At 60.7% G+C, this 20,763-nt stretch carries 16 protein-coding genes; 3 read left to right on the top strand and 13 right to left on the bottom strand.

All coding sequences use genetic code 11. From position 1 onward, the window contains the following. Window positions 1-169 precede the first annotated feature (169 nt). From AC0L30_RS20210 to AC0L30_RS20195, 4 genes are all read right to left on the bottom strand, one after another. Complete coding sequence (locus AC0L30_RS20210; protein WP_007601653.1) at window positions 170-1,873, bottom strand: amidohydrolase; 1,704 nt, start codon at window positions 1,871-1,873, stop codon at window positions 170-172. 148 nt (window positions 1,874-2,021) lie between these two features. Next, window positions 2,022-3,143, bottom strand: a complete 1,122-nt coding sequence (locus tag AC0L30_RS20205; protein WP_473405007.1) for a hypothetical protein — start codon at window positions 3,141-3,143, stop codon at window positions 2,022-2,024. A 522-nt stretch (window positions 3,144-3,665) separates the two neighbouring features. After that, the gene (locus tag AC0L30_RS20200) at window positions 3,666-5,150 is read right to left on the bottom strand and encodes a carboxylesterase/lipase family protein (RefSeq protein WP_473405006.1); all 1,485 of its coding nucleotides are present in this window, start codon (window positions 5,148-5,150) and stop codon (window positions 3,666-3,668) included. 727 nt (window positions 5,151-5,877) lie between these two features. Further along, window positions 5,878-6,630, bottom strand: a complete 753-nt coding sequence (locus AC0L30_RS20195; RefSeq protein WP_007601649.1) for an SDR family NAD(P)-dependent oxidoreductase — start codon at window positions 6,628-6,630, stop codon at window positions 5,878-5,880. Between the two features lie 202 nt (window positions 6,631-6,832). On the opposite strand from AC0L30_RS20195, the gene AC0L30_RS20190 reads away from it, so the two are divergent. Beyond that, a complete protein-coding gene (locus AC0L30_RS20190) occupies window positions 6,833-7,615 on the top strand; it encodes a helix-turn-helix transcriptional regulator (RefSeq protein ID WP_007601648.1) in 783 nt (260 codons plus the stop codon). 148 nt (window positions 7,616-7,763) lie between these two features. Here the strand turns inward: AC0L30_RS20190 and AC0L30_RS20185 are convergent, their stop codons facing one another. Continuing rightward, window positions 7,764-8,153, bottom strand: a complete 390-nt coding sequence (locus AC0L30_RS20185) for a fumarylacetoacetate hydrolase family protein (RefSeq protein WP_035994418.1) — start codon at window positions 8,151-8,153, stop codon at window positions 7,764-7,766. Window positions 8,154-8,249: 96 nt separating this feature from the next. Here AC0L30_RS20185 and hmgA point away from each other — a divergent pair, with 96 nt between their 5' ends. After that, complete coding sequence (gene hmgA, locus AC0L30_RS20180; protein WP_007601647.1) at window positions 8,250-9,563, top strand: homogentisate 1,2-dioxygenase; 1,314 nt, start codon at window positions 8,250-8,252, stop codon at window positions 9,561-9,563. A gap of 475 nt (window positions 9,564-10,038) precedes the next feature. Here the strand turns inward: hmgA and AC0L30_RS20175 are convergent, their stop codons facing one another. The 3 genes from AC0L30_RS20175 to AC0L30_RS20165 form a co-directional block, all read right to left on the bottom strand. Beyond that, window positions 10,039-11,718 (bottom strand): FAD-dependent monooxygenase, encoded by a 1,680-nt coding sequence (locus tag AC0L30_RS20175; RefSeq protein ID WP_007601646.1) that lies wholly within the window; start codon window positions 11,716-11,718, stop codon window positions 10,039-10,041. 745 nt (window positions 11,719-12,463) lie between these two features. Next, window positions 12,464-13,666, bottom strand: coding sequence for an MFS transporter (locus AC0L30_RS20170; RefSeq protein WP_007601645.1), 1,203 nt, complete (start codon window positions 13,664-13,666; stop codon window positions 12,464-12,466). Window positions 13,667-13,680: 14 nt separating this feature from the next. Next, window positions 13,681-15,492, bottom strand: coding sequence for an amidohydrolase (locus AC0L30_RS20165; protein WP_035994416.1), 1,812 nt, complete (start codon window positions 15,490-15,492; stop codon window positions 13,681-13,683). 166 nt (window positions 15,493-15,658) lie between these two features. Here AC0L30_RS20165 and AC0L30_RS20160 point away from each other — a divergent pair, with 166 nt between their 5' ends. Continuing rightward, window positions 15,659-16,345, top strand: coding sequence for a TetR/AcrR family transcriptional regulator (locus tag AC0L30_RS20160; RefSeq protein ID WP_007601637.1), 687 nt, complete (start codon window positions 15,659-15,661; stop codon window positions 16,343-16,345). Window positions 16,346-16,528: 183 nt separating this feature from the next. Here the strand turns inward: AC0L30_RS20160 and AC0L30_RS20155 are convergent, their stop codons facing one another. The 5 genes from AC0L30_RS20155 to AC0L30_RS20135 are packed head-to-tail and all read right to left on the bottom strand — an operon-like array spanning window position 16,529 to window position 20,685. Continuing rightward, a complete protein-coding gene (locus AC0L30_RS20155) occupies window positions 16,529-16,753 on the bottom strand; it encodes an SDR family oxidoreductase (RefSeq protein ID WP_245286020.1) in 225 nt (74 codons plus the stop codon). Window positions 16,754-16,784: 31 nt separating this feature from the next. Next, window positions 16,785-16,988, bottom strand: coding sequence for an SDR family NAD(P)-dependent oxidoreductase (locus AC0L30_RS20150; RefSeq protein ID WP_473405005.1), 204 nt, complete (start codon window positions 16,986-16,988; stop codon window positions 16,785-16,787). A gap of 27 nt (window positions 16,989-17,015) precedes the next feature. After that, window positions 17,016-17,813, bottom strand: coding sequence for an SDR family oxidoreductase (locus AC0L30_RS20145; RefSeq protein WP_007601636.1), 798 nt, complete (start codon window positions 17,811-17,813; stop codon window positions 17,016-17,018). Between the two features lie 2 nt (window positions 17,814-17,815). Further along, window positions 17,816-19,204 (bottom strand): transaminase, encoded by a 1,389-nt coding sequence (locus AC0L30_RS20140; protein WP_007601635.1) that lies wholly within the window; start codon window positions 19,202-19,204, stop codon window positions 17,816-17,818. Then, window positions 19,201-20,685, bottom strand: a complete 1,485-nt coding sequence (locus AC0L30_RS20135) for an aldehyde dehydrogenase (protein WP_007601634.1) — start codon at window positions 20,683-20,685, stop codon at window positions 19,201-19,203. The genes AC0L30_RS20140 and AC0L30_RS20135 overlap by 4 nt, the downstream gene beginning before the upstream one ends. Window positions 20,686-20,763 lie beyond the last annotated feature (78 nt).

Raw genomic sequence — 20,763 nt, 5'->3', positions numbered from 1 at the left:
TAAACAGCTCGCTCGAATTCGACGAAGTCCGACATAATACGCGGATCGCCCAAGGGCGCTAACTGCGTCATGAAGAGAGCAGCCAGCTTCGCCTTGGGATCGATCCAGAAGTGGGTGTTCGCCGTTGATGAATGCTTACCGACGATGGGGCGGAGGACCGCTCCAATCGTCAAGGCATTTTGGGATCGCGATAGACTTCTTTCCCGCCAACTACGGTCGATAGGGCCTTCATCTTGGGAATGGCGTCGAGCGGCACTGTCAAGAAGTCGTCGGTCAGTACCGCGAAGTCGGCGAGCTTGCCTGGCTCGATCGAGCCGCGACGATTCTCCTCTCCGATCAACACGGCAAAGTTGATCGTGACCAATCGCAGCAGTTGTGCTCGCGAGGTAACCTTCTGGTCGGCCCCGTAAACACCGTCGGACATCGTATCGCGGCTCGCAAAATGGTAGAGTTCCCAAAATGGGTTGAACGGAACGACCGGCGAGTCGGTGCCGCCGGCGACCAGCAATCCGGCGTCGAGATAGCTCTTGAGCGGCGTCGCTTCGCTGGCGATATCCCAACCCCAATATCCTTTCAAGACTGGCGCGGCGAGATAAAGGTGATCCTGCGCTGACACCATCAGTTTCAGGTTCTGCATGCGTTTGACGAGATCGGGCCGCGCGATGAAAGCATGTTCGATGGCCCATCGCTTCCCAATCAACGGCTTGTCCTTGTGGGCGATCTCGTAGGCGGTGAGAACCTCGTCCACGGCCGCATCCCCTACGGCATGCGTCGCGGCGCGCCAACCCAGGCGATTGATCTCGCGCACGACAGAATTGTAGGCCTCGGGAGGTGAAAGGGTAAGACCCGAATAGGTTCCGCCCTTCCCGAATGGCTCTTGATATGCGCGCGTGAGATGAGCCCCCTCGAAACCACCGTCCACCACGAGCTTGATGCCGCCTACGCGGACGAAATCACTGCCTTCGTCCTGCGTCACCCCCCATTGGGCGACCGCATCGTCGACCTGCTGCGGGGTTCTGAACCCGAACCCCGGCATATAGACGGTATAGCGCACGGTGAGCGCGTGCTCGGCGTCGGCCTGCCGCATCAGCTTCAGCGCCTCCACCAGGTTGCCCCGGTAGGCACCCGGAATTCGAACCGCCGTGAGGCCGAAAGGATTGATCGCTCTCTGCGTCGCGAGGATGTCCTCCATCGCGAGCGGCTTTGGAGCGGGTAGCGGCACAAGCGCCTTGGCCGCGTCGAACAGCTCTCCGGTCAGTTCACCATTTGCGTCACGACTGATCTGTCCCCCGGCCGGCACCGGCGTCTGGCTAGTGATATTGAACTGCGCCAGCGCTCGTCCATTGAGGATGTAGGAATGGCCGCCTCGTACAAGCACCACAGGATTGTTCGGCGCGGCCTCGTCCAACTGTCGCGCCGTTGGCAGGCGCTGTTCTCTCAACTGCGCTTCGTGCCAATCTCCGTTCGAAACGAGCAGCGCGCCCGGCGCGGTCCCCGCGGTGGCGTTGGCTACCTGCAACATGAGTTCGGCGAGACTACGGGTGTGAGACAGATCAATACCGGTACCGCCGCCTTCATTGTGGAAATGCGCGTCGGCAAGGCCAGGGCTAACGAAATGTCCCTTCAAGTCGAACACACGGGTGCCGGTGGACGCGAGCTTCCTGATCTCCTCGTTGCTGCCAACGGCGAGAAAGCGATCGCCTGATAACGCGAACGCCTCCACTACGGTGTTCTTCACATCAGCGGTGTAGACTTTGCCATTAACATAAATGGTATCGGCTATCGCCGGCTGGGCCTCTGCAGCGGACCATGTTGAGCTTCCAAGCAGACCCACAATGATCCACGTGTACGCCAGCCGCTTCACAAACTTCATCGCAACCTCTCCTTCTCAGTTCATGGCCCACGAAGAGGCGGCCAGCAACGCAGCCTCGAAGAAGCTTGCGCACTGTCCGCCATGGAAGCATCCGAAAACTGCGCCGCGGGGCATGCGGCCAGAGTTGACCTTCGGGAGGTAAATGAAGCTAGAACTTCATCGTGACGCCACTGTACAGACTTGATTCGGTACAGGTATTGTTGCTCACACCCGGTGAGAGGTTGCAAAGCCGACTGACGTTGTGATCCAGTCCGTATTTGTTTTGCCAATAGCGATAGGCGACCCACACGTCGACGTAATGCGAATACTTTGGCCCCCACATCGCTTTCGATGCATCGAAGGTCAGACGGATCGGCTCGGAATTTAGCTGAACCGCTGTCATCGAGTTGGCAGGGCTAGCTAGTGGCAAAGGGTTGTAAGGAAGTGGACTATTCTCGGCCCCCATCGTCCCAGTCCAAGCCGCTCGACCGCTGATAGAAAAGTAGCGCACGCTCTCGGGCAAGAAATCGAGATTCATGTAGTAGTTGGTTTCGATTGCCCACGTCGGCTGATATTGTCTGTTGCCGTCGGTAAGGCAGCCGACGCCTGGTGTATTGGGAGCGAACCCTCCGCCACACTGCAGGAAGCCCATGTGGGAGCTGTAGACCCAGGTCGCCAGAGGGGCAATATTTACGTAGCCCTTGTAGGGAAGATCGAACTGGAACTGCAAGCCCGCCGAGACGGCCTGCCCTGCGGACGCCCGATAATAGTTCGCGGCCGCCGCATCAAGGCCGATCTCGAACGAGATGTTGCGCAGCGGCCCGACAGTGAAAGTCTTGGCCCCGAAGATTTCGTTCCAGCCAAATGTCGAGCGAAGCTGGCCCACGCCAGAAATAGCACCTGCGCAATTTGCAGGAGTGGTAACACGCGTGCCAGGATTGAAGATACTGCCGGCGTTGGTGCAAGGGCTGGCTGGATCGTTTTGATCGGCCTTGTACATTGATAGGTTCAGGAAATTCGTGCCGTATCGCCAGGCGTCGAAATGCGTGAACGAATAGACCTGCACCGCGGTGTTGCTGTTGAGCGAACCGTTCGGATTTACAGAGTACACACCCGGGTCTGCTGCTTTTGGTATATACGAAAAGGTGACACGGTCATCGATCACCAGGAAGAATGGCAGATCGGGCGGCGCTGGCTGGGCCTTGACCGGCAGATCTCTCGCCAGACCTGCCGCGCTACCAAAAGAAACCAAGGGCAGTACTGTTAGCATTATCTGAATTGGACGCTTCATTTTCCCCCGCCAATGTTTTGCCTAGCCAGCCGAACAGCGCTGTACCCAGGCCATTCCCCACAATCCAACGGTTGGCAGCATAAGCGGCGGGCGGGTAAGCAAAAGCACCGCAGTTGGCACGGTCGCGTTCCAAGAATGGGACGATAATTCTATTTCGCGCGTTTCATGGACGACGTTCGGGTAACGGCGCAGACGAGCGGGACAGCCTTTCAGCCGCAAGCCGAACGACGAGAGAAATCAAGATTGAGTGGCCGGATTGGCGAGTTCAAGCATCGGCTCGGCGCCTACGTTTGCGACGTGGACCACCCAACTTCGCGGCGACTGAAATGAACTCGTTGATCTACCAACGTGCAAGATCAGGGCCGAGCTGAACACGATCAAAGCTCTGTCCCAGGAATGCTCCAGACGTACAACTTGTAAGCTCAAGCAATGCAACATCCTTCAACAGCCCGCTTTAAGTGACTGGGCAAGCGGCGCGCAACAGACTTTCTTCGGCCGCGCGGCTCAACGGGCTGGAGAGTATCAGGCGACCCAGGCAAAGGCCTGAATGCGCCTATCAAAGTGGAGCACCGCACGGTTGTGTGTGTAGGCGGGCCAATGCGACAGATCGGTCCCGTTTGGTTCGCCGCTCTTCGCAAATGCCGCAATCGCACCTCTAAATCGTCGGCTCAGCCCTTCCACCTCTCGCCAGTCTGCTCCCTTGAGCATCGGAGCGTTCCGCCAGACGTCGATATTTCCGAAAAGAAACGGAAGATCGATGCAGTGGCAGGCGCCTAGTCCTGGGACTGGCGACTGCCAATCGAAACGATAGGAAAACACATTCCGGCCGGCCTTCGCTTGGGCAGTTGCGACAGCCAAGCTCGCGTCCGTGAAGATCGTGTCTGTGTAGAGATCTCCCACTATCGTCCGAGGAATCGCGGGAACGCGCGCTGATCGGATCTTCATGATCGCATCCGCTGCGCCGCTTCCTAGTTGTAACTTGAATATGACATTCAATTCGTTTTCAGACAGGTCGTTCAAGGTCGGATTAGACAGCGAAAACGCAGCGTATTCCTCGCGTGTTACACCAATCATGATGTCACACCAATGTGCGCTACCGTTTTGAATGGATACGACTGGATCTCTCGGGATAAGGCTGCCATCCAGAACGGGCATGAACGGCGGGCTGATGTCCCCCGGTGTCGCCGGAGATCTGTTTTGCAACCCACGTAGTAACCCAAGAATTTGGTCAACGGACATCGTCCGCAGTCTATTGACCTCTTGGTCGGCCAATCCAAGAACATCTAGAAGTGCCTTGGCCAACGGCCTCGCCGTTTCGACCGTGCGCAGCTCTACGCCAACAGGCGCGCTCATGATGATCGCTCGGCTGAAGAGATCGCGGCCAAGATCAGTCCCGAGAAATGCAGCGATGCTGAAGGCGCCAGCCGACTGCCCAATAAGTGTGATGCGCGCGGGATCGCCTCCAAAGCAACTGATCGCCTCCCTGATCCAACGCAGAGCTGCAACTTGATCGTGGAGGCCCAGATTCAATTCGCCGAAATCAGGTCCGGGCCAAAAGCCAAGAAGACCAAGGCGAGAGGTAATGTTCACGACTACAAGGCCATTTTCCCTTGCAAGAATACTTCCATTATAGCAGGGGAGCGACCCCCCACCGGTCATGAAGGCGCCTCCGTGGAGGAAGACCAGAACCGGCGCATTGTCGCCGGCCCGGTGCGTCGTCCATATATCGAGATGAAGGCAGTCTTCACTTTGCTCGACCTCGTAGGTACCCATAACGCTGTCCAGCCGCGAGGGTAACTGTGGGGGAACTGGGCCAGGTACGGTCGCGTCGCGAGTATCTCGCCATCGGGGAGCCGATCCCGCCAACTCGAAACGCCGCGGCCCGATCGGAGCCTCTGCGTATGGCACTCGATGAAACGCGGTAACACCGTCCACCGTGATGCCCCGCAGGCAGCCGAAAGGTGTTTCCAACTCGATATGCTCCACGCTGCGCTCAACTCCAACCATTTCTCGTCTCCAACAATTCAACGCCGAAGCTAGCCCCGGATCAGACTCATACAACCACCAGGACGGCTTTCGAATCTCTGCACCTCCTGCGTGTCTGGGGTGCCACGTCTGCGTCGCCCGGCATTGCCAACTTTGCTTCCGGCGCCGAAGGTCGCTTGCGGCCTACTCAACAGCGTTTCGATATTGCTCGTCCAGTTCCGCGACTGGAATGCCCCGTTCCGTAATTGAGACGTATCGATCGGCTAACCTCATCTATATTCCAATTTACTTTGCCCTAAATGAATTGGTCGGAGACTTGGTCTTTCCCCACGAGTGCTCGGCCACGTGTTGGATATCTTTGTGGTATCCGCGCCATTATGCCACTCATCCACTGAACCAACCGGGGCATCGTAGTGTCCCTCAGGATCAGGAAAAAACGCATGTATGGGTACTGGAAATTACGGGAAAAGTGGGCGGAGCAACGGCAAAACACCTGTTGGCGCGCGGCAAGCAAGTACGCGCTGTCCGCAATCGCGAGAGGGACACCGCGGCGACCGCGACCATGCCGGACACCGCCCGGCCGGTTCTCGACATGGTGACGCTGTTGAGACACCTCTTTGAATCCGCATAGATGGGCGCCAGAACGTCCGCGACGGCGCCCCCCGTGAAGCCAGCGACGATCTTGGTCTGCTGGGCGTCCTGGGCCGACGCACAGGCCAACGCGAACGAGATTGCAATCGGGCGGCGATCACAGGTGACGCCCTCCATCGATGACGATGCGCGTGCCGGTGCTGGCCTTGAGATGGGTGATGCAGGCAACGATGGCGGCGGCCACGTCATCCGGTTCGATGACGCGCTTGAGCGGCGTCGCCTTGGCGCCCGCCTCGAGGGCGCTGCGATCGCGACCCGGAACGAAGTCGGTTGCAACGGCGCCGGGCGAAACCGCCAGTAGCCTTATTTCCGGGCCGAGCACGCGTGCCAAAGAGGCGGTCATGTTGTCCAGGGCGGCCTTCGATGCGCAGTAGGCGACGTTACTGCCGGACGCGGTGAAGCCCGAGATGGACGAGACGTTGATGACGACGGCGTCACCCGATGCGCGTAGCAAGGGGCAGAGCGCCCGGACAGCGGAGTACGGACCGCACACGTTCGCGATCAGGATGTCCTCGAACAGCTGGTCCGTCAGCGTGTCGAGATCGCCATGCGGTATCGCACGGGTGAAGCCTGCGGAATTGACCAGGATGTCGAGTTTTCCATAGCGGATTCCGAGTTCATCCGCCAAGGCTGCGAACGAGGTCTCGTCCTTCAGTTCCAGGCGCGCTACCGCGTGGTCGGCCGGCGGGAGTGTTTCCAGTAGCTTTCGCGCCCGCTCTTCGCTGCTGTGGTAGCCGATCACGACGTTGGCGCCGAGCATGGCGATTTCACGCACGGCGGCGGCGCCGATACCGTTGCTGCCGCCCGTGATCACGGCGACCCGGTCGCGCAGCGGTTTGGCGTCGTTCATCGATGGTTCCACCCTGAATTGGTGACAACGCCGCAAGGCGCTTGTCACGCGCTGATCCGGGGGGAGGCTAACACGCTGCCACCGGTCGCCCAGTCACATGAATAGGGGACACTATCCAAGCCGAAGCGCCGATTGCCTGCACCCCGAATTTGCCTTTAAGTGGCAGGCGAGCGGACAGAGAGCCGCGGGCCGAGGTTCCGGGATGAAGGCTTACAAGGTGGACCATCCGACCGGCGTCTACGACATGACGCCGGCGCTGATTGGACTGATCGATCTCGCAGGCGCGGAAACGTTTCCCGGCACGTTGTTCAAGATGGCTCATGCGATGACCGGCTGCGGCCACCTTACGGCGTTCGCATTCGACCGCGATGCTGATCCACTTGTGCTGATCGCAGAGAACGCCGGGCAACGACCGGTGGCCAGAGACGTTGCGAACCATTACCGCAGCACCTACTGGCGTCACGACCTGGCCAATCAGGTGATGGCCGGTACGCCAACATCGGGGAGCGCGACCTGGTGCATCCGCACGCGCGCCTCCGAGATTAAGCATTCCGACTATCGCAGCGCCTGCTACACGTCGGTCGGACTGGGCGACCGCATCTGCATCGCCGGCGCGCCGGCGAACCGGACCATCCGCATCAATCTGTACCGTTCCGGTGGGAACTCGTTTTCGGATTCCGACGAGGCCTTGATCGCGCGTGGCGCCGACATGCTCTTGGCGTTGATCGGGCGCCATGCCCGCGATGCCCGAGCGGCCCAGCGCGGCCCCGCCCAAGACGTTCGCGCGCGATTGCTGCGGGTTGCGCCCGTGTTGTCCACGCGGGAAGCCGACGTCTGTGCCGGCATCATGGAGGGGTTGACCTCGGAAGGCATTGCGCTGCGGCTCGACATCGGCATCAACACGGTGCTGACCTATCGCAAGCGCGCCTATGCCCGCCTCAGCATCTCGTCGCAGAACGAATTGCTCCGCCTTGTCATGGATTAAACCTGCGCGCAGGGAAGCCTCAGACCGCAGGTGTCACCCTGCCCGTGCATTCACCAAAGCCGATCGTGGCGAAGCCGTCGCGATTGCACTATCCCGTCATCGAACTTCGTCGCCGTCCGCCAGGAACGATCGGGGCTCGCCGCCGAGATCAAACGGCTTGGTGGCCGCACGCGGTGATCTCGAGCGGGCTGCCGAGACTACCCAGCGTCGTTCCGGAGACGGTGCCGGATCCAAGCAGATCGCCGGTCTCTAGATTGCATCTGTTGCTCGTCTGGTGCGTGACGAACTGGGCAGGCCTCCAATACAGGCCGAGGCCAGTGAAATTGGCGGCGCATGTGCTTACATCGAGGATCATGTCGCCGATCGCGATGCCACCTCGCGGAGCTTCGGCCGGGTCGGTGCGCCGGAACACGCCGAACGGCAGGTTCTGTATTGGAAGGCGCTGCCGGAATTGGCGGACTCCATCAAACTGCGGCGTGAGCCGTCGTGGGTTGCGTTGAATTGACAGAACGGCACCGCCGTCCGGAAGAGAGGCCATGTCACACGCCGATGGGACGGGGATCGCGGACAGGGCGGCTTATGCTCGTGCCATTGGCAGCGCCACGCGCCAGGCAACGAGCAAGGTTCCTCGAACATGAACACATCGCAATACATGTCTGGATTCGGCAACAGCTTCGAAACAGAGGCGCTCCCCGGCGCGCTGCCGGTCGGGCGGAATTCGCCGCAGCGGGCCACCTACGGGCTATATGCCGAACAGTTGAGTGGCTCGGCGTTCACGGCACCGCGCGGCACCAACGAACGATCGTGGCTTTACCGTATCCGCCCCAGCGTCAAGCACACCAGCCGCTTCACGCCGGTCGAGCCGGGCTTCCTCCGCACCGCTCCCAACACGGGACAATCGAAGCTGCCGATCGGGCAATACCGCTGGCAGCCGGTCGCCATCCCCGCCGACGAACTGACCTTCGTCAGCGGACTGCGAACGGTGACGACTGCCGGCGATGCCGAAGCACAAGGCGGCATGGCCGCCCATCTGTCCTTCATCACCCACTCGATGAAGGACGAGTATTTCTGCGACTGCGACGGAGAACTGCTCGTCGTGGCGCAGCATGGCGCGTTGCGCTTCTGTACGGAGTTCGGCATCATTGAAATCGCACCCGGCGAGATCTGCGTGATCCGGCGCGGAATCATCTTCCGCGTGGAGCTTATGGACGGGCCCGCTCGCGCCTATGTATGTGAAAACTACGCAGGGTCGTTCACCCTTCCGGAAAGGGGGCCGATCGGCGCGAACTGCCTGGCCAATTCCCGCGATTTCCTTACGCCGGTCGCAGCCTATGATGACGTTGATTCATCGAGCGTCGTGACCTTCAAATGGTGCGGCGAACTGTTCGCGACCAAGATCGGGCATTCGCCGCTTGACGTCGTCGCCTGGCACGGCAACTACGCGCCCTACAAGTACGACCTACGGCACTTCTCGCCGGTCGGCGCAATCGCCTTCGACCACCCGGACCCATCAATATACACCGTCCTGACCTCGCCGTCGGAAAGTGCGGGCACCGCCAATATCGACTTCGTCATCTTCCCGGAGCGCTGGGCGGTCGCCGAGAACACGTTTCGGCCGCCTTGGTATCACCGCAACATTATGTCCGAATTCATGGGCCTTGTTTACGGCGTATACGACGCGAAGCCCGAGGGCTTCGTGCCCGGCGGCATGAGCCTCCACAACATGATGCTTCCGCATGGACCGGACGCCGTCGCCTTCGAGAAGGCGAGCACCGTCGAACTGAAACCGCACAAGATCGCCAATACACTCGCCTTCATGTTCGAGTCGCGCTTTCCGCAAAAGCTGACGCAATATGCGGCCGACTTGGCGGAAAGAGACGACGACTACGCCGAGTGCTGGACCGACCTTGCAAAGAAATTCGATCCTACATCGGCTCCGGTCAGGTGATGCCGGCGGGGTCCCTCGCTCAATGCTCGCTACGCGGTCGAAGGGGTCACGCTATGTCCTCGCCGCCTGCGCCGTCGTGAGCCAGGAAATGTTCGGCATGGTCGTGGATACGCCGCAGAAAGCCTTTTAGCTCAATCCGCGCACGTCCAAACCAGGTGCGGGATTTTCAATGATTAATGGACCGGACGCCCGCAAACTCTGTGAGCGTATTCCTGACCACCAAGAGGCATCCTCAACGCCGATCTCCATCCCGGAGCGCTTGCGGTTGCAAAATCCACTGCGGATCCAGCCGGCCGCTATTCGCGCACCGACGCAGTGCGGCTGGTAATCAACCGCGAGAAGCAGGCGGTGATCCGCGTAGCGGCAGTGGCGGCAAATCCGACTGTCGCTATGGCGCGGCCAAAGCTTTGCGATCCAGAGGCGCCGCGCTCGCCGCTCCGCCGCTTGCGAAGTCCGCAAGCGACTTGCGTCTCCGTTAGCTCGAGCGAATAGGTGACGAACTGACGTCTTCCCGCAGCGGGCCAAACGATTTCTCAAGCTCTGCCAAGACCGCACCAATCCCATCTAGCGTCGACACAGCCGCGACATATCGATCAGGCCGCACAAGCAGCACCCGACCGGTAAGCGGTCTCAAAAACGCTTCCGCCTCCGGCGAGGCCGGTCTAGCGTGGTGCACACCACTAACTTTCACACGCTGCATTTCATTGAAGCAAATAGACAAAAACCGCGGGCTCAACACTCGCGAATCGGCAAGCAAGAGCAAATCGTTGGTGGGTACAGCGATCCCTACCACCAGGAACCAACCGTCCGAAATCGCATCAATTGACTTCGTGCTACCACCATCCAGGAAAAGCGAAACACGCGGACATGTCCGTCCAACAACGAGTTCCTGCCGCCTCGACCGCACCATGAAGCCGGCCTTAATCCATGGTCGAGGCATATAGCGCATCTCGGCAAAGAAACGCTGGATCGCGGGGATAAGGTTCAATGTCTGGAAGAAGGCGTCCCTCGCCGCAGCAATAATGCGGTTGCGAATGTTTGCCATTCTTCCGATCATCACCGAATATCGAATAATCGCCTCAACCTGCGGCCTCCTTTCTGTCTCGTAGGTCTCAAGGATCGTGGGGTTGAGCCTCCCTTGCAGTACCGCCGCAATCTTCCAGCAAATGTTGTTGGCATCGCGAGCGCCCGTGTTCATGGCCTGCGCGCCGAACGGCGGCATGACGTGCGCTGCGTCGCCGAGCAAGAAGACCCGTTTCGATCCCATTCGCTCGGCGATGCGCTCCGAAAATCCATAGACCACCGACCGGATGATTTTGAGGGGTGTTCCTTTGTACGGAGTATGTCTGTCCACGAGATCACGGATGCTGTCCGCCGTGGCAATCTTGTGATGATCTTCGCCGGGGTTGAGCATGAACTCCAGTCTTCGCCCGCCATATGGCGCAGGCACGCTGTTGAACGGCCGCTCAGGATTGCAAAAAAAACGCGAGAAGGGGGACCGGTCGGGAAACTCGGCGAGGTCGACCACTAAATGGGGTTGATCAATGCGATTTCCGGCGAAAGAAATATTGACAGCCGAGCGGATGAAACTTCGCGCGCCATCACAGGCGAGTACAAATCGTCCAGTCACTAGATGTTCTCGCCCGGCACGAACGACCTTCAACCTGACGCCATTCTCATCCTGATCTAGGCCTGCGACAGTAGACCGGTACTGCAGATCGAGGCAGGGATAGCGCCGTGCGCCATGCAGCAGCTTCTTCTCGAAGACTGGCTGCATCAATCCCGCGCGGTTGCCAAATCCATTCGACGTCAAGAAGGGGTTGACCTTCACCACCGGCTTGCCCCGCATAGAATAAAAGAAAATTCCAAAAGGCGGCGAGAGGTGCTCTTCCATGTCGTCGAGCAAATCCAGGCTATCAAGAAGACGGAGATATTCGTCGTCGATCACGAGTGCTTTGGGCAAGTCCGACGTCAGTTCATTCCGCTCCAGCAAGATTGTGGAAATCCCGAGCGAGCCGAGAATGTTAGCGACCGTCAGGCCGATCGGACCCGCACCAACGACCAAGACATCGGCATCTTTGGTTCCTCGCCCGTCGGGTCCCGAAATCGGCTTGATGAGTTCGCGGATCTGATCAAGCGACAGATGATTATCCATTAACGCCCGCCTTTCTAATTTGGCAGTTAGTTTCGACCGGCGACCGTCTCAGAGCCAAACTACTAGTGGACTTGATTCGCGTCTGTCCCATGCACAGGTGACGAACAGAAGTTTGAGATCAGCAAAATACGGTCCGTTCCGAGAATTCTGCATCATCATCATGCCGCCGCCACTGCTTTTCCAGCGTAACCAACTAGACCCAGCCGACGAATCAAACCTAGGTAGCCATCCCCTCAGAGAGGGGCGTGTCATGCTTCGGATCGGCGCGGCCGAACACGTGATCGGGGCGCGGCGGCGAGAAAGGTAGAAAGCATCATCACATCCCTGTCCGCTTCCTAGTGATGGGCCGGGCCGGAAGGGCGTTTATGCGAATACAGCTGGTCCTGCCTGTTGCGAAGCCCTGCTACGGCTCTGAGCTTCTAAACGGCGATCTGTCACGCTGCGGCCGACCGAACGCGGATTTGTCGGATCCGACTTCGAGGGCGATGCCAGCCACTCAGCGGTCGTTCTGAGCCGGCCCGCCCGACAGCTGGTAGCTCGAAACTCGCCCCTTGAGGATGTGGCAGACGACGGCTTGACCTGAAGTATGCGCAGAACACCCGGACAGTTCGCTCTTCCACATGTTCGCGGAGCGCTCCCGGGGCGGCCCGATCGGCCGAAGTGACAGCCATCTTGAGCGAGGACCGCCACGCCCGTCCATCGCGCCGACGCGACGCCAATGATGCTTCATGGCTATGCAGTCGAGTTACCATTTGAGTGAGGCTGCGGTATCTCGCCGCTCGCGTAAGGTCGACTCGCGCGCGATGGCGAGGGCGATCAAGGCAAACAATGCCATCGCGGCGGCGACGACGACCAATGCGGGGCGAAGACCGCCGACCGACGCGGCCAGCGGCGCAACGAGCAGTGGGCTCAAGAACTGACCGAAATACAGACCGAAGTATACCTGGCCGGTTGCCTTGCCCATGTGCCAGGGTTTTGCGGCGGCCATCGTCCAGGCCATGACATTGGGAACCAGCATCCCAGCACCAAGTCCATGTACTGCGAGGACGACGAAACTCTCGGCATAGCTGGTGATGCGCGACAGCCACCAAATCCCCACTGCCAGCAGCGCAAAGACCAAGACGTTGATCGATTGCGTATTGAACCGCCTCCGTAAGACGGGCCACAGCAACGTTCCCGCGGTAGCCGAAAGAATTCCGAAAGCGGCCCCCATTCCGATGGCTTGTGTCGACGTTATACCCAGATCTGCGAGCAGAAACGGGTACTGGACCGGCGGTAAGTAGACGGCGATCATGCCAACCAGCATGACTGTAATCTGGGGAAGCAGCGCGGACTTTGGCGGCCGTGTAGCTGCGAACCCCAGCGTATCGGTGCGCGGCGCGTATTGTGGGGGGGGCAGTCGCAGTTGGAAGGGAATCAGGAGCAGCGCGAGACCATAGAGCGCGAACGGCAGCCGCCAGTTCATTTCGCCGAGAGCACCACTGATAAAAAAGAGAACTGTGCCGGCAACGCCGATAAAGCGCATTTGCAGATTAAGATAACGTTCGCGCTCCTGTCCTCTGAAGTGAGTACCGATGATGGACGTGCAGCACGTCATCACGATGGCTTCAGCGGCACCGAAAATGAACCGAGAGACGACGATTTCAGTTATGCCATCGAGCCAGAGCGGAGCGACGCCGGAGACGGCGTATAGCGCTGTGCCCCACACCAACAATTTGCGGCTCCCCCAACGGTCAATGACTGTGCCGATGACGGGTGAAGCGATCGCCGTGACGAATGCAGGCGCCATCAGCGCCAACGCCACCAACAATTCGACGTGTTTGACCGAGGCGTAGGCCGCCTGGAACTTGACCAGGATAGGGACCACCAGGATGGATGCCAAGATGGTCATGCAGCTGCCGAACAGCAGAACTATGCCGACGCCGTTCACGCGTTCAATTGTCTTCATGTCGCCCCTCACCCTCACTGCACTTCTTGACTTGACATCGATCCCGCCGATGCTCGCGCGCTGTGGGAACAAGCCGGACCGCAGATATGTTTCCAGGCAGCCGGACCTGCCGCGCGAGCGAAGGTGTCGACCTGCGGCGAACGCCTCTCTTCTGGAAGGTCGACCTTTGCGACAAGGGACAAATCGCCTGTATCGTAGACTTCGCGGCCGTTGAGCATCGTCTTCAGCACCCGGATTTTGGGAAGCGCATCGTTGTCACAGGTCAGCGGGTTGCGATCGACGACCGCAATGTCGGCCTTATAGCCTGCGCGCAATGCGCCGATCCCGCTCCAATTCATCAGCGTCGCGCCCGAGCTGGTCCAGGCTTTCAGAGCCTGGAGCCGCGACACCGCCATGCCAGGCTGAAGGTTCCGATGGCCTGAACCTGCAAACTCGTGCGTCCCAGCGAAAGCGATATGCTCGAAAGGCCTTGCCGGCCCCCAATCACTGCCGAGCGTTACGTTTGCTCCGGAGTCCATCATCCGACCCAGTGGGATGAGGTCGCTCAAGCAGTCTCTTCCAATTCGCTCAGCGAAGAGGTCGCCCTTCCCCCAAGTGAAACTCATGCTCGTCGACAGATGGAAGCCAAGCTCCGCATAGCGCCGAATCGTCTCCGGGCTGATGAGGATGTTGTGCTGCATGATCCACCCTTTGGATGGAATGTCGTAAGAACTCAGGAAGGGCTGGAGCGATTCCAGAAACTCGCGATGGTCCTGGTATGCTCCTTGAACCATGTTCAGCCGTAGATCGTTCTTCAGGCAGAACTCGATCGCCTCGCGCTCGATGTTCTGAGGAACGAAGGTGTGTCCCCGCGTTGCACGACCGTAGGGATCTCGAATCGTTTGGTCCGCGCGAAGAAACCCTGGCCAGCACGGACCTCCACGCGAAAGCGTAAGACCGTTGATGCGAAAGAGATCGTCCTCCACAGACCTCGAGCGAAGCGCTAAAGCAAAGTTGGAGCGACAGTCCTCTTCCGACAACCCCAGCCCATAATCGAAGCCGTACTGCGCTGCTTCAAGCGAGCTCATGACGCGCAGCGTGCTTTCACCGGCTTCGCGCATAAGCCGATACGCGTCGATGTGCTCCGGGGCCATGACGTGCCCCTCATAGGCTGCTGTCACACCACGGCTGTTGGCAATGAGCTGTCCCAGCCGCGCACCACGGTTCCAATCATCAGCAGTCGGCATGGGAAAGTTGACCGTCAGGGACAGCCAGAAGGGATCAGGATTGTAGTAGCTGGTGACGCTGCCGCGAAAAATGCCGCTGGGCTCTCCGTCCGGCTCTTTTTCGATCCAGACATCGCTTACGCGGGAAGGTAGTGAAGCGGTTATCCCTAAACGGCGCATCGCCACGGTATTCATGGCACAGACATTGGGAATGCGCGGACCCCACGCGGCAATCATGACCGGATGGTTCGGCGCGATCGCGTCGAGTAGCGTACGGTTCGGCAGGCAACCCTCGGCGAGGTCGCGCCAGCTCCTCCTGGTGAAGTAATGAGGCTCGCCGACCGGGGTGGTAATAATCCATTCGCCTGCCGGCACTGTCCGTGCACGTTCTCGGATACGCTGGGCGATGTCGTCATGATTCTTAGCGTCGAGAATATCGACACACATGCCAAGGACGGCTGCAAAGTGAATGAAATGAGGATGTGTGTCGATAATACCGGGCATGGCGGTCGAGCCGCGCAAGTCCAAACGCCCCGCCCCTTTGCCCGCGACCGTGAGCATCGAGCCTAGATCTCCGGTCGCGAGAATGGTTTCACCATCGATCACCATGGCTTCGGCCATGGGCGATGCCGCATCAAGTGTAAGGATTTCACCTCCATGAATTACGGTTCGCATCGGCCTCTCTCAAGGTTCAAGGTTAAGTGACCATTGGTCACTTTCTAAGACTTGCCGTTTTGACAGTGGCTGTCAAGTATCGCAGAAACGGTTATTCACAGCGGGACCGACGATGAAAATCCGAAAGAAGACGCCCGACGCCCACCACCACGGCAATTTGCGCGAGGCCGTGTTAGCAGCCGCGATGTCGCTCCTGCGGCAACGGCAGACTCCGTCGTTCAATCTCCGCGAGATCGCGAAGATGACGGGCGTGGGGCACTCGGCCGTGTACCGGCATTTCGCCAGCAAGGACGCCCTGCTCGCCGATATCGCGGCCCGCGGTTTTGCCGAACTCGCCCAAATTCAGGGTCGGGAAATGGATCTAGCCGGCGATGACCCTTGGGAACGGCTCATTGCGGCGGGGCTTGTCTATGTGAATTTCGCCCGAACCAACAGGGCGGCTTACATTGTCATGTTCGACCCCACTATGCGGGAGCGTTGGACCGAGCTAGAGAATGTCAGAACGGCATTGGACACATCATTCGGCCAGTTCGCCAGGACAATCGTAGCCTGTCAAACAGCCGGCCTGTTGCCGGCGGCGCCTCTCGAAATCCTGACCAGCATACTTTGGTCGGCAGGGCACGGCCTCGCACAACTACTCGGGTCGGGTCACCTCAACTGGCTTCAGTCTTCGGCAATAGGCGAAGACCAGTTTGTATCGATAGCCATACATGTATCTTGCGAGGCCTTGCGCGCACCGGGTTCAAGACCATGGCTGGAATTACCGCCCAGTCTAGCCCCCGCGACCCGGGGCCCGTAATCCAAGAACTCCTCTTGATCAAGCTCGCCTCACCAGGAGACCGGCCCAAAGTGATCTATGGTAGAGCGCCGCGCGACACCTTGCAGGCGTCCGCAAGGTCGGCGATCGCGCATATAGCGAAGGAGATCGGCCCGCCAAGCGCATGCCGAACTCGCCTCTCCCATGCTCGCCTGATTACCCGCATCAAATAGCGCGTCTGTGTATGAGAGAGCGGCCACCGCCGTCCACCACGAGAACAGCTCCGGTGATAAAGGAAGCCCCGTCCGACCCTAAAAACAGACAGCTGGCAGCAATCTCGGCAGGCGCGGCCGTACGCCCCAGCGCGATCCGCCGTTCGACAGACCGGACTTCGGCATTGGCCGTCGCGGCATTCTGCTCCGCCAGCAATTGCATCTCGTAAGTGCTCATCGGCGTCCGCACCCAGCCCCGCGCTACAGCATTAGCGCGGATAGAATCGGAGCCGTGCGGCCCGCACGATATCGGCGCTCTCCGTAACGTCGCTCGGGACCGCTTCTCCACCCGCCTTTGCAGCGGCCGCGTCAAGTTCGGCATCACCGAGGCCGAACAACACGACGAGTGCACCGTTCCGCGCAAACATCAGCGCGGTCGCGCAACCGATGCCGGTCGCCGCTCCTGTGATCAAAGCAGTTTTTTCCCGCGAGCCGCGCCGTCATCCAAGCCCCCATTGCCGCTCCACCGCAAAGCCGGTCTCCGGCAGCGTGCTGCCGCCATCGACGACGATGGTCTGCCCGGTCATGTATCCCGCTTCGACGGAAGCCAGATAGAGCATCGCGTAACCGATATCGTCGGCACTCCCCATCCGACCGACCGGGACGAAACGCTCGAGTTTCGCCCGCGTCTCTGGCGCACTCATCGTGCCGCGGCCCGGCTTGGCGATGAACCCTGCCTCGACGCCATTGACGGTGATGCCGTCGCGCGCCAGTTCGAACGCCGCGCCGCGGATGAAGGCGTTGACGCCGGCTTTCGCCGCCGAGTAATGCGCGCCACCACCCATCGCAACACGCGCGGACACCGAGGACGTCACGAGAATGCGCCCAAAGCGATTGGCGCGCATGTGCGAGATCGCGGCCTGCGCCAGCCAGAAACTGGCATTGAGGTTCAGCGCCAGCGCTTCCTCCAGCTTGGCTTCGTCCAGTTCCTCCAGCGACGACCACGGACAGCCGCCAGCATTGTGAACGACGATGTCGAGACGGCCATATCGTCCCGCGACGCGGTCGACCATGGCGTGCAGGCTGGCACGGTCGAGGGCATCGAACGGCACGCAATGCGCCGTCAACCCATTGATCGCGAGCTCCGCCGCGAGGGCTTCCGCAACCTCTCGCGTGCGGTTGGCGATCACGACGGTGGCGCCGGCCTCCGCCAGGCGCGAGACAATGGCCGCGCCAATGCCTCTGCCCCCGCCGGTCACGATGGCGATCCTGCCTGAGAGGTCGAAGGGACGCGGCATGGTCAGATGACTCCGGACTTGCGCAGGAGATCGATGAAACGGACGAAGACCGCGGTGTGCCGCGCAATGTCCGCATCCGACGTCGCTGGACACATCAGCAGCATGGTGTGGAACGGCGTGACCAAAATGCCCTCGTTCATATAGAACGCGTGCAGCAGCGTCTCGAGGCCGGCCTGCCGGCCGGCGATAACATCGGCGCCGCTGCGCGGCTGCTGCGCCATGAACATGATTTCCGCACGCGCGCCGATCTGGGTGACATGCCAGGGCAAACGATTGGCCTCGATCAAGCCACGGATCTCGTCGGCAAGCCGGGTCGCGGTCGCGATCATGCGGCCATAGTTCTCGTCGGTCAGCACCTTTTCCAGCACGGCGCGCATGGTTGCGACCGTCAGTGCGTTGCCGGCGAGCGTTCCGCCGAAACCGAAATGGGCGGATTGGCGTTCGCGCGGATTGACATGGGGCACGATGGCCCAGAGACGTTCGGAGATTTCCTGGTTCAGCCCGAACACGCCGGCCGGAATGCCGCCCGCGATCGCCTTGCCTGCGACGAAGATGTCGGGCTGCAGGGCGTGGATGCCAGTGTAGCCGCGAGGGCCGCAGGACAGCGTGTGGGTCTCGTCGATCACGAGCACCGTGCCGCTCCGCCGCGTCAGTTCGCGCAATGCACGATGAAAACCCGGATCGACCGGGATCATGCCGAAATTGGTCATCAGCGGCTCGGCCAGCACGCAGGCGACGTCGCCGTGCGCAAGCGCCGCCTCAAGCGCCGCGACATCATTAAACTCCACCACGCGTGTGACGGTGTCGTGATCGATTCCGTTCGGATGAATCATGTTCCGCAAGCCGACGCGGCCATCGCGGATTTCGACATGCGCCTCCTCGACGCCGCCGTGATAGCAACCCGAGAACACCAGCACTCTGGGACGGTCGGTGATCATCCGCGCGATCCGGATCGCCGCACGATTGGCATCCGTCGCCGAGGTGGTCAGCGTCCAATGCCGCCGCCCAAACCGGCGCGACAGCTCGGCACCGACCCACAGGCCGTCCTCGGTCGGCATCATCATCGTCGCGCCGCGCTTGAGCTGACGCAATGCCGCGTCGGTCACCGCTTCAGGCGCGTGGCCGCACATGCCGCCGGAGTCGCCGAGACAGAAGTCGATGTAGTCATGGCCGTCGATGTCACGCATATGTGCGCCGCTGGCCTCGTCGACATAAACGGGGAAACCGCCGGCCCAACGCCGCATCCAGTGCGAAGGGCCGCCGTAAAGGAAGTGCCGCTTGCCTTCCTGCCAGGCGCCCGCGGAGCGCGGGTGCATCTTGCGGAAGCGCTCCTGCTCGGCATCGATCAGGCGATCGATGACTCCGGCACGGTCTTCGGTTGTGATGTTCATAGCGCGATCCAGGCGGTCTTGAGGTCGGTATAGGCATCGAGCGCGTGCAGCGACTTGTCGCGCCCGAAGCCGGATTGTTTGAACCCGCCCAGCGGCACGGTGATATCTGCCCCGCCATAGGTGTTCACGTGCACGACCCCGGCATGGATGGCGCGAACCATGCGGTGCGCGCGCGAGAGGCTGCCGGTCCACACGGCGGACGCGAGTCCGTAAGCGGACTCGTTTGCAAGTGCCACGGCATTCTCCTCGGATTCGAATTGTGTCACGGCGACAACCGGACCGAACACCTCCTCGCGCCAGAGATTCATCCGTGGCGCGACATCGGCCAAGATCGCCGGCGACATGAAGTGGCCGCCGCTATCCGCCAGGATCTGCTCGCCACCGGTCAGTAGCTTGGCGCCCTGCTCCTGCGCCAGCGCGACGGCATCGAGATTGCGGCGCAATTGCGAGGTGCTGGAGATTGCGCCGATGTCCGAGGTCAGATCGAGGGGATCGCCGACCCTAAGGCGCGCGGTCGCGCTCAGCAGCTCATCCATGAACCGGTCATAGATCGATGATTGCACCAGCAGCCGCGATCCGGCGACACAAACCTGGCCTGAATTCCGGAAGATGCCATTCGCCGACACTTTTGCCGCGTGACTGATATCGGGCGCATCGGCGAAGACGATGTTCGGGGACTTGCCGCCCAGCTCAAGATGGACGCGCTTCAGGTTGGAGCGTGCCGAGGACTCCAGCAGCCGTCGCCCGACCGCACCCGAGCCGGTGAACGCCAGCGCATCGACATCCATATGCAAGGCCAGCGCCTCCCCGGCCGAGGCGCCACGGCCGGTAACGACGTTGAACACGCCGTCGGGCAAACCGGCCTCGCTGGCGAGCCGCGCGAGATACAGCAAACTGAGCGAGGCGATCTCCGGCGGTTTCACCACGACCGAATTGCCGGCCGCCAGCGCCGGCGCGATCTTCCAGGCGCCGATCATCAGCGGAAAATTCCAGGGCACGATCACGCCGACGAGACCGAGCGGCTCGCGATGGACGAGGCCGAGCACGTCGCGGCCGGTCGGCGCGATCTCGCCGTAGAGCTTGTCGATCGCCTCGGCATAGTAGCGGAAGGTGCCGGCAGCGGACAGCGGCTCCGCCTTATAGGCCATGCCGATCTCGGTGCCGTTGTCGCGGACGCCGAGCACAGCGATCTCGAGCGCATGTTGCTCGATCAGCTCAGCAAGGCGCAGCAACACTTTCTTCCGATGCGCCGGCGCCGACCGCGACCAGCCGCCATGGCTGAACGCCTGTCGCGCTAGTTTCACGGCCAGATCGACATCGCGGGTGTCACCGTCGGCAATGGTGGTCAGGCACCGACCATCGATCGGCGAGAGCACGTGGAGCCGCGCGTCACCGAGCGCATCCGTCGGCTGGCCCCCGAGAAAGAGCTGCTGGGGCGGAATGACCGCCGACCTCAATTGATTGATCTGGACTTGCTGCATGTCGGGTGAATTGTCCACTGGCATGAGCAGCGTCAGGTGCGCCGCTCGCATGGTCTGATCCTCGCCAAAACGACGGCC

It is taken from the genome of Bradyrhizobium sp. MI1.11 (assembly GCF_055811255.1).
The sequence above is the reverse complement of the archived record's forward strand: the minus strand, read 5'-3'. Positions and strand labels throughout refer to the sequence as shown.

Excerpts from the sequence above, each read along its gene's own strand:
- AC0L30_RS20210 (WP_007601653.1), bottom strand. The coding sequence starts at position 1,873 with ATGAAGTTTGTGAAGCGGCTGGCGTACACGTGGATCATTGTGGGTCTG.
- hmgA (WP_007601647.1), top strand. The coding sequence starts at position 8,250 with ATGAACACATCGCAATACATGTCTGGATTCGGCAACAGCTTCGAAACA.
- AC0L30_RS20200 (WP_473405006.1), bottom strand. The coding sequence starts at position 5,150 with ATGGTTGGAGTTGAGCGCAGCGTGGAGCATATCGAGTTGGAAACACCT.
- AC0L30_RS20145 (WP_007601636.1), bottom strand. The coding sequence starts at position 17,813 with ATGCCGCGTCCCTTCGACCTCTCAGGCAGGATCGCCATCGTGACCGGC.
- AC0L30_RS20175 (WP_007601646.1), bottom strand. The coding sequence starts at position 11,718 with ATGGATAATCATCTGTCGCTTGATCAGATCCGCGAACTCATCAAGCCG.
- AC0L30_RS20165 (WP_035994416.1), bottom strand. The coding sequence starts at position 15,492 with ATGGCCGAAGCCATGGTGATCGATGGTGAAACCATTCTCGCGACCGGA.
- AC0L30_RS20170 (WP_007601645.1), bottom strand. The coding sequence starts at position 13,666 with ATGAAGACAATTGAACGCGTGAACGGCGTCGGCATAGTTCTGCTGTTC.
- AC0L30_RS20185 (WP_035994418.1), bottom strand. The coding sequence starts at position 8,153 with ATGGCCTCTCTTCCGGACGGCGGTGCCGTTCTGTCAATTCAACGCAAC.
- AC0L30_RS20205 (WP_473405007.1), bottom strand. The coding sequence starts at position 3,143 with ATGAAGCGTCCAATTCAGATAATGCTAACAGTACTGCCCTTGGTTTCT.
- AC0L30_RS20135 (WP_007601634.1), bottom strand. The coding sequence starts at position 20,685 with ATGCAGCAAGTCCAGATCAATCAATTGAGGTCGGCGGTCATTCCGCCC.
- AC0L30_RS20190 (WP_007601648.1), top strand. The coding sequence starts at position 6,833 with ATGAAGGCTTACAAGGTGGACCATCCGACCGGCGTCTACGACATGACG.
- AC0L30_RS20195 (WP_007601649.1), bottom strand. The coding sequence starts at position 6,630 with ATGAACGACGCCAAACCGCTGCGCGACCGGGTCGCCGTGATCACGGGC.
- AC0L30_RS20140 (WP_007601635.1), bottom strand. The coding sequence starts at position 19,204 with ATGAACATCACAACCGAAGACCGTGCCGGAGTCATCGATCGCCTGATC.
- AC0L30_RS20160 (WP_007601637.1), top strand. The coding sequence starts at position 15,659 with ATGAAAATCCGAAAGAAGACGCCCGACGCCCACCACCACGGCAATTTG.
- AC0L30_RS20155 (WP_245286020.1), bottom strand. The coding sequence starts at position 16,753 with ATGAGCACTTACGAGATGCAATTGCTGGCGGAGCAGAATGCCGCGACG.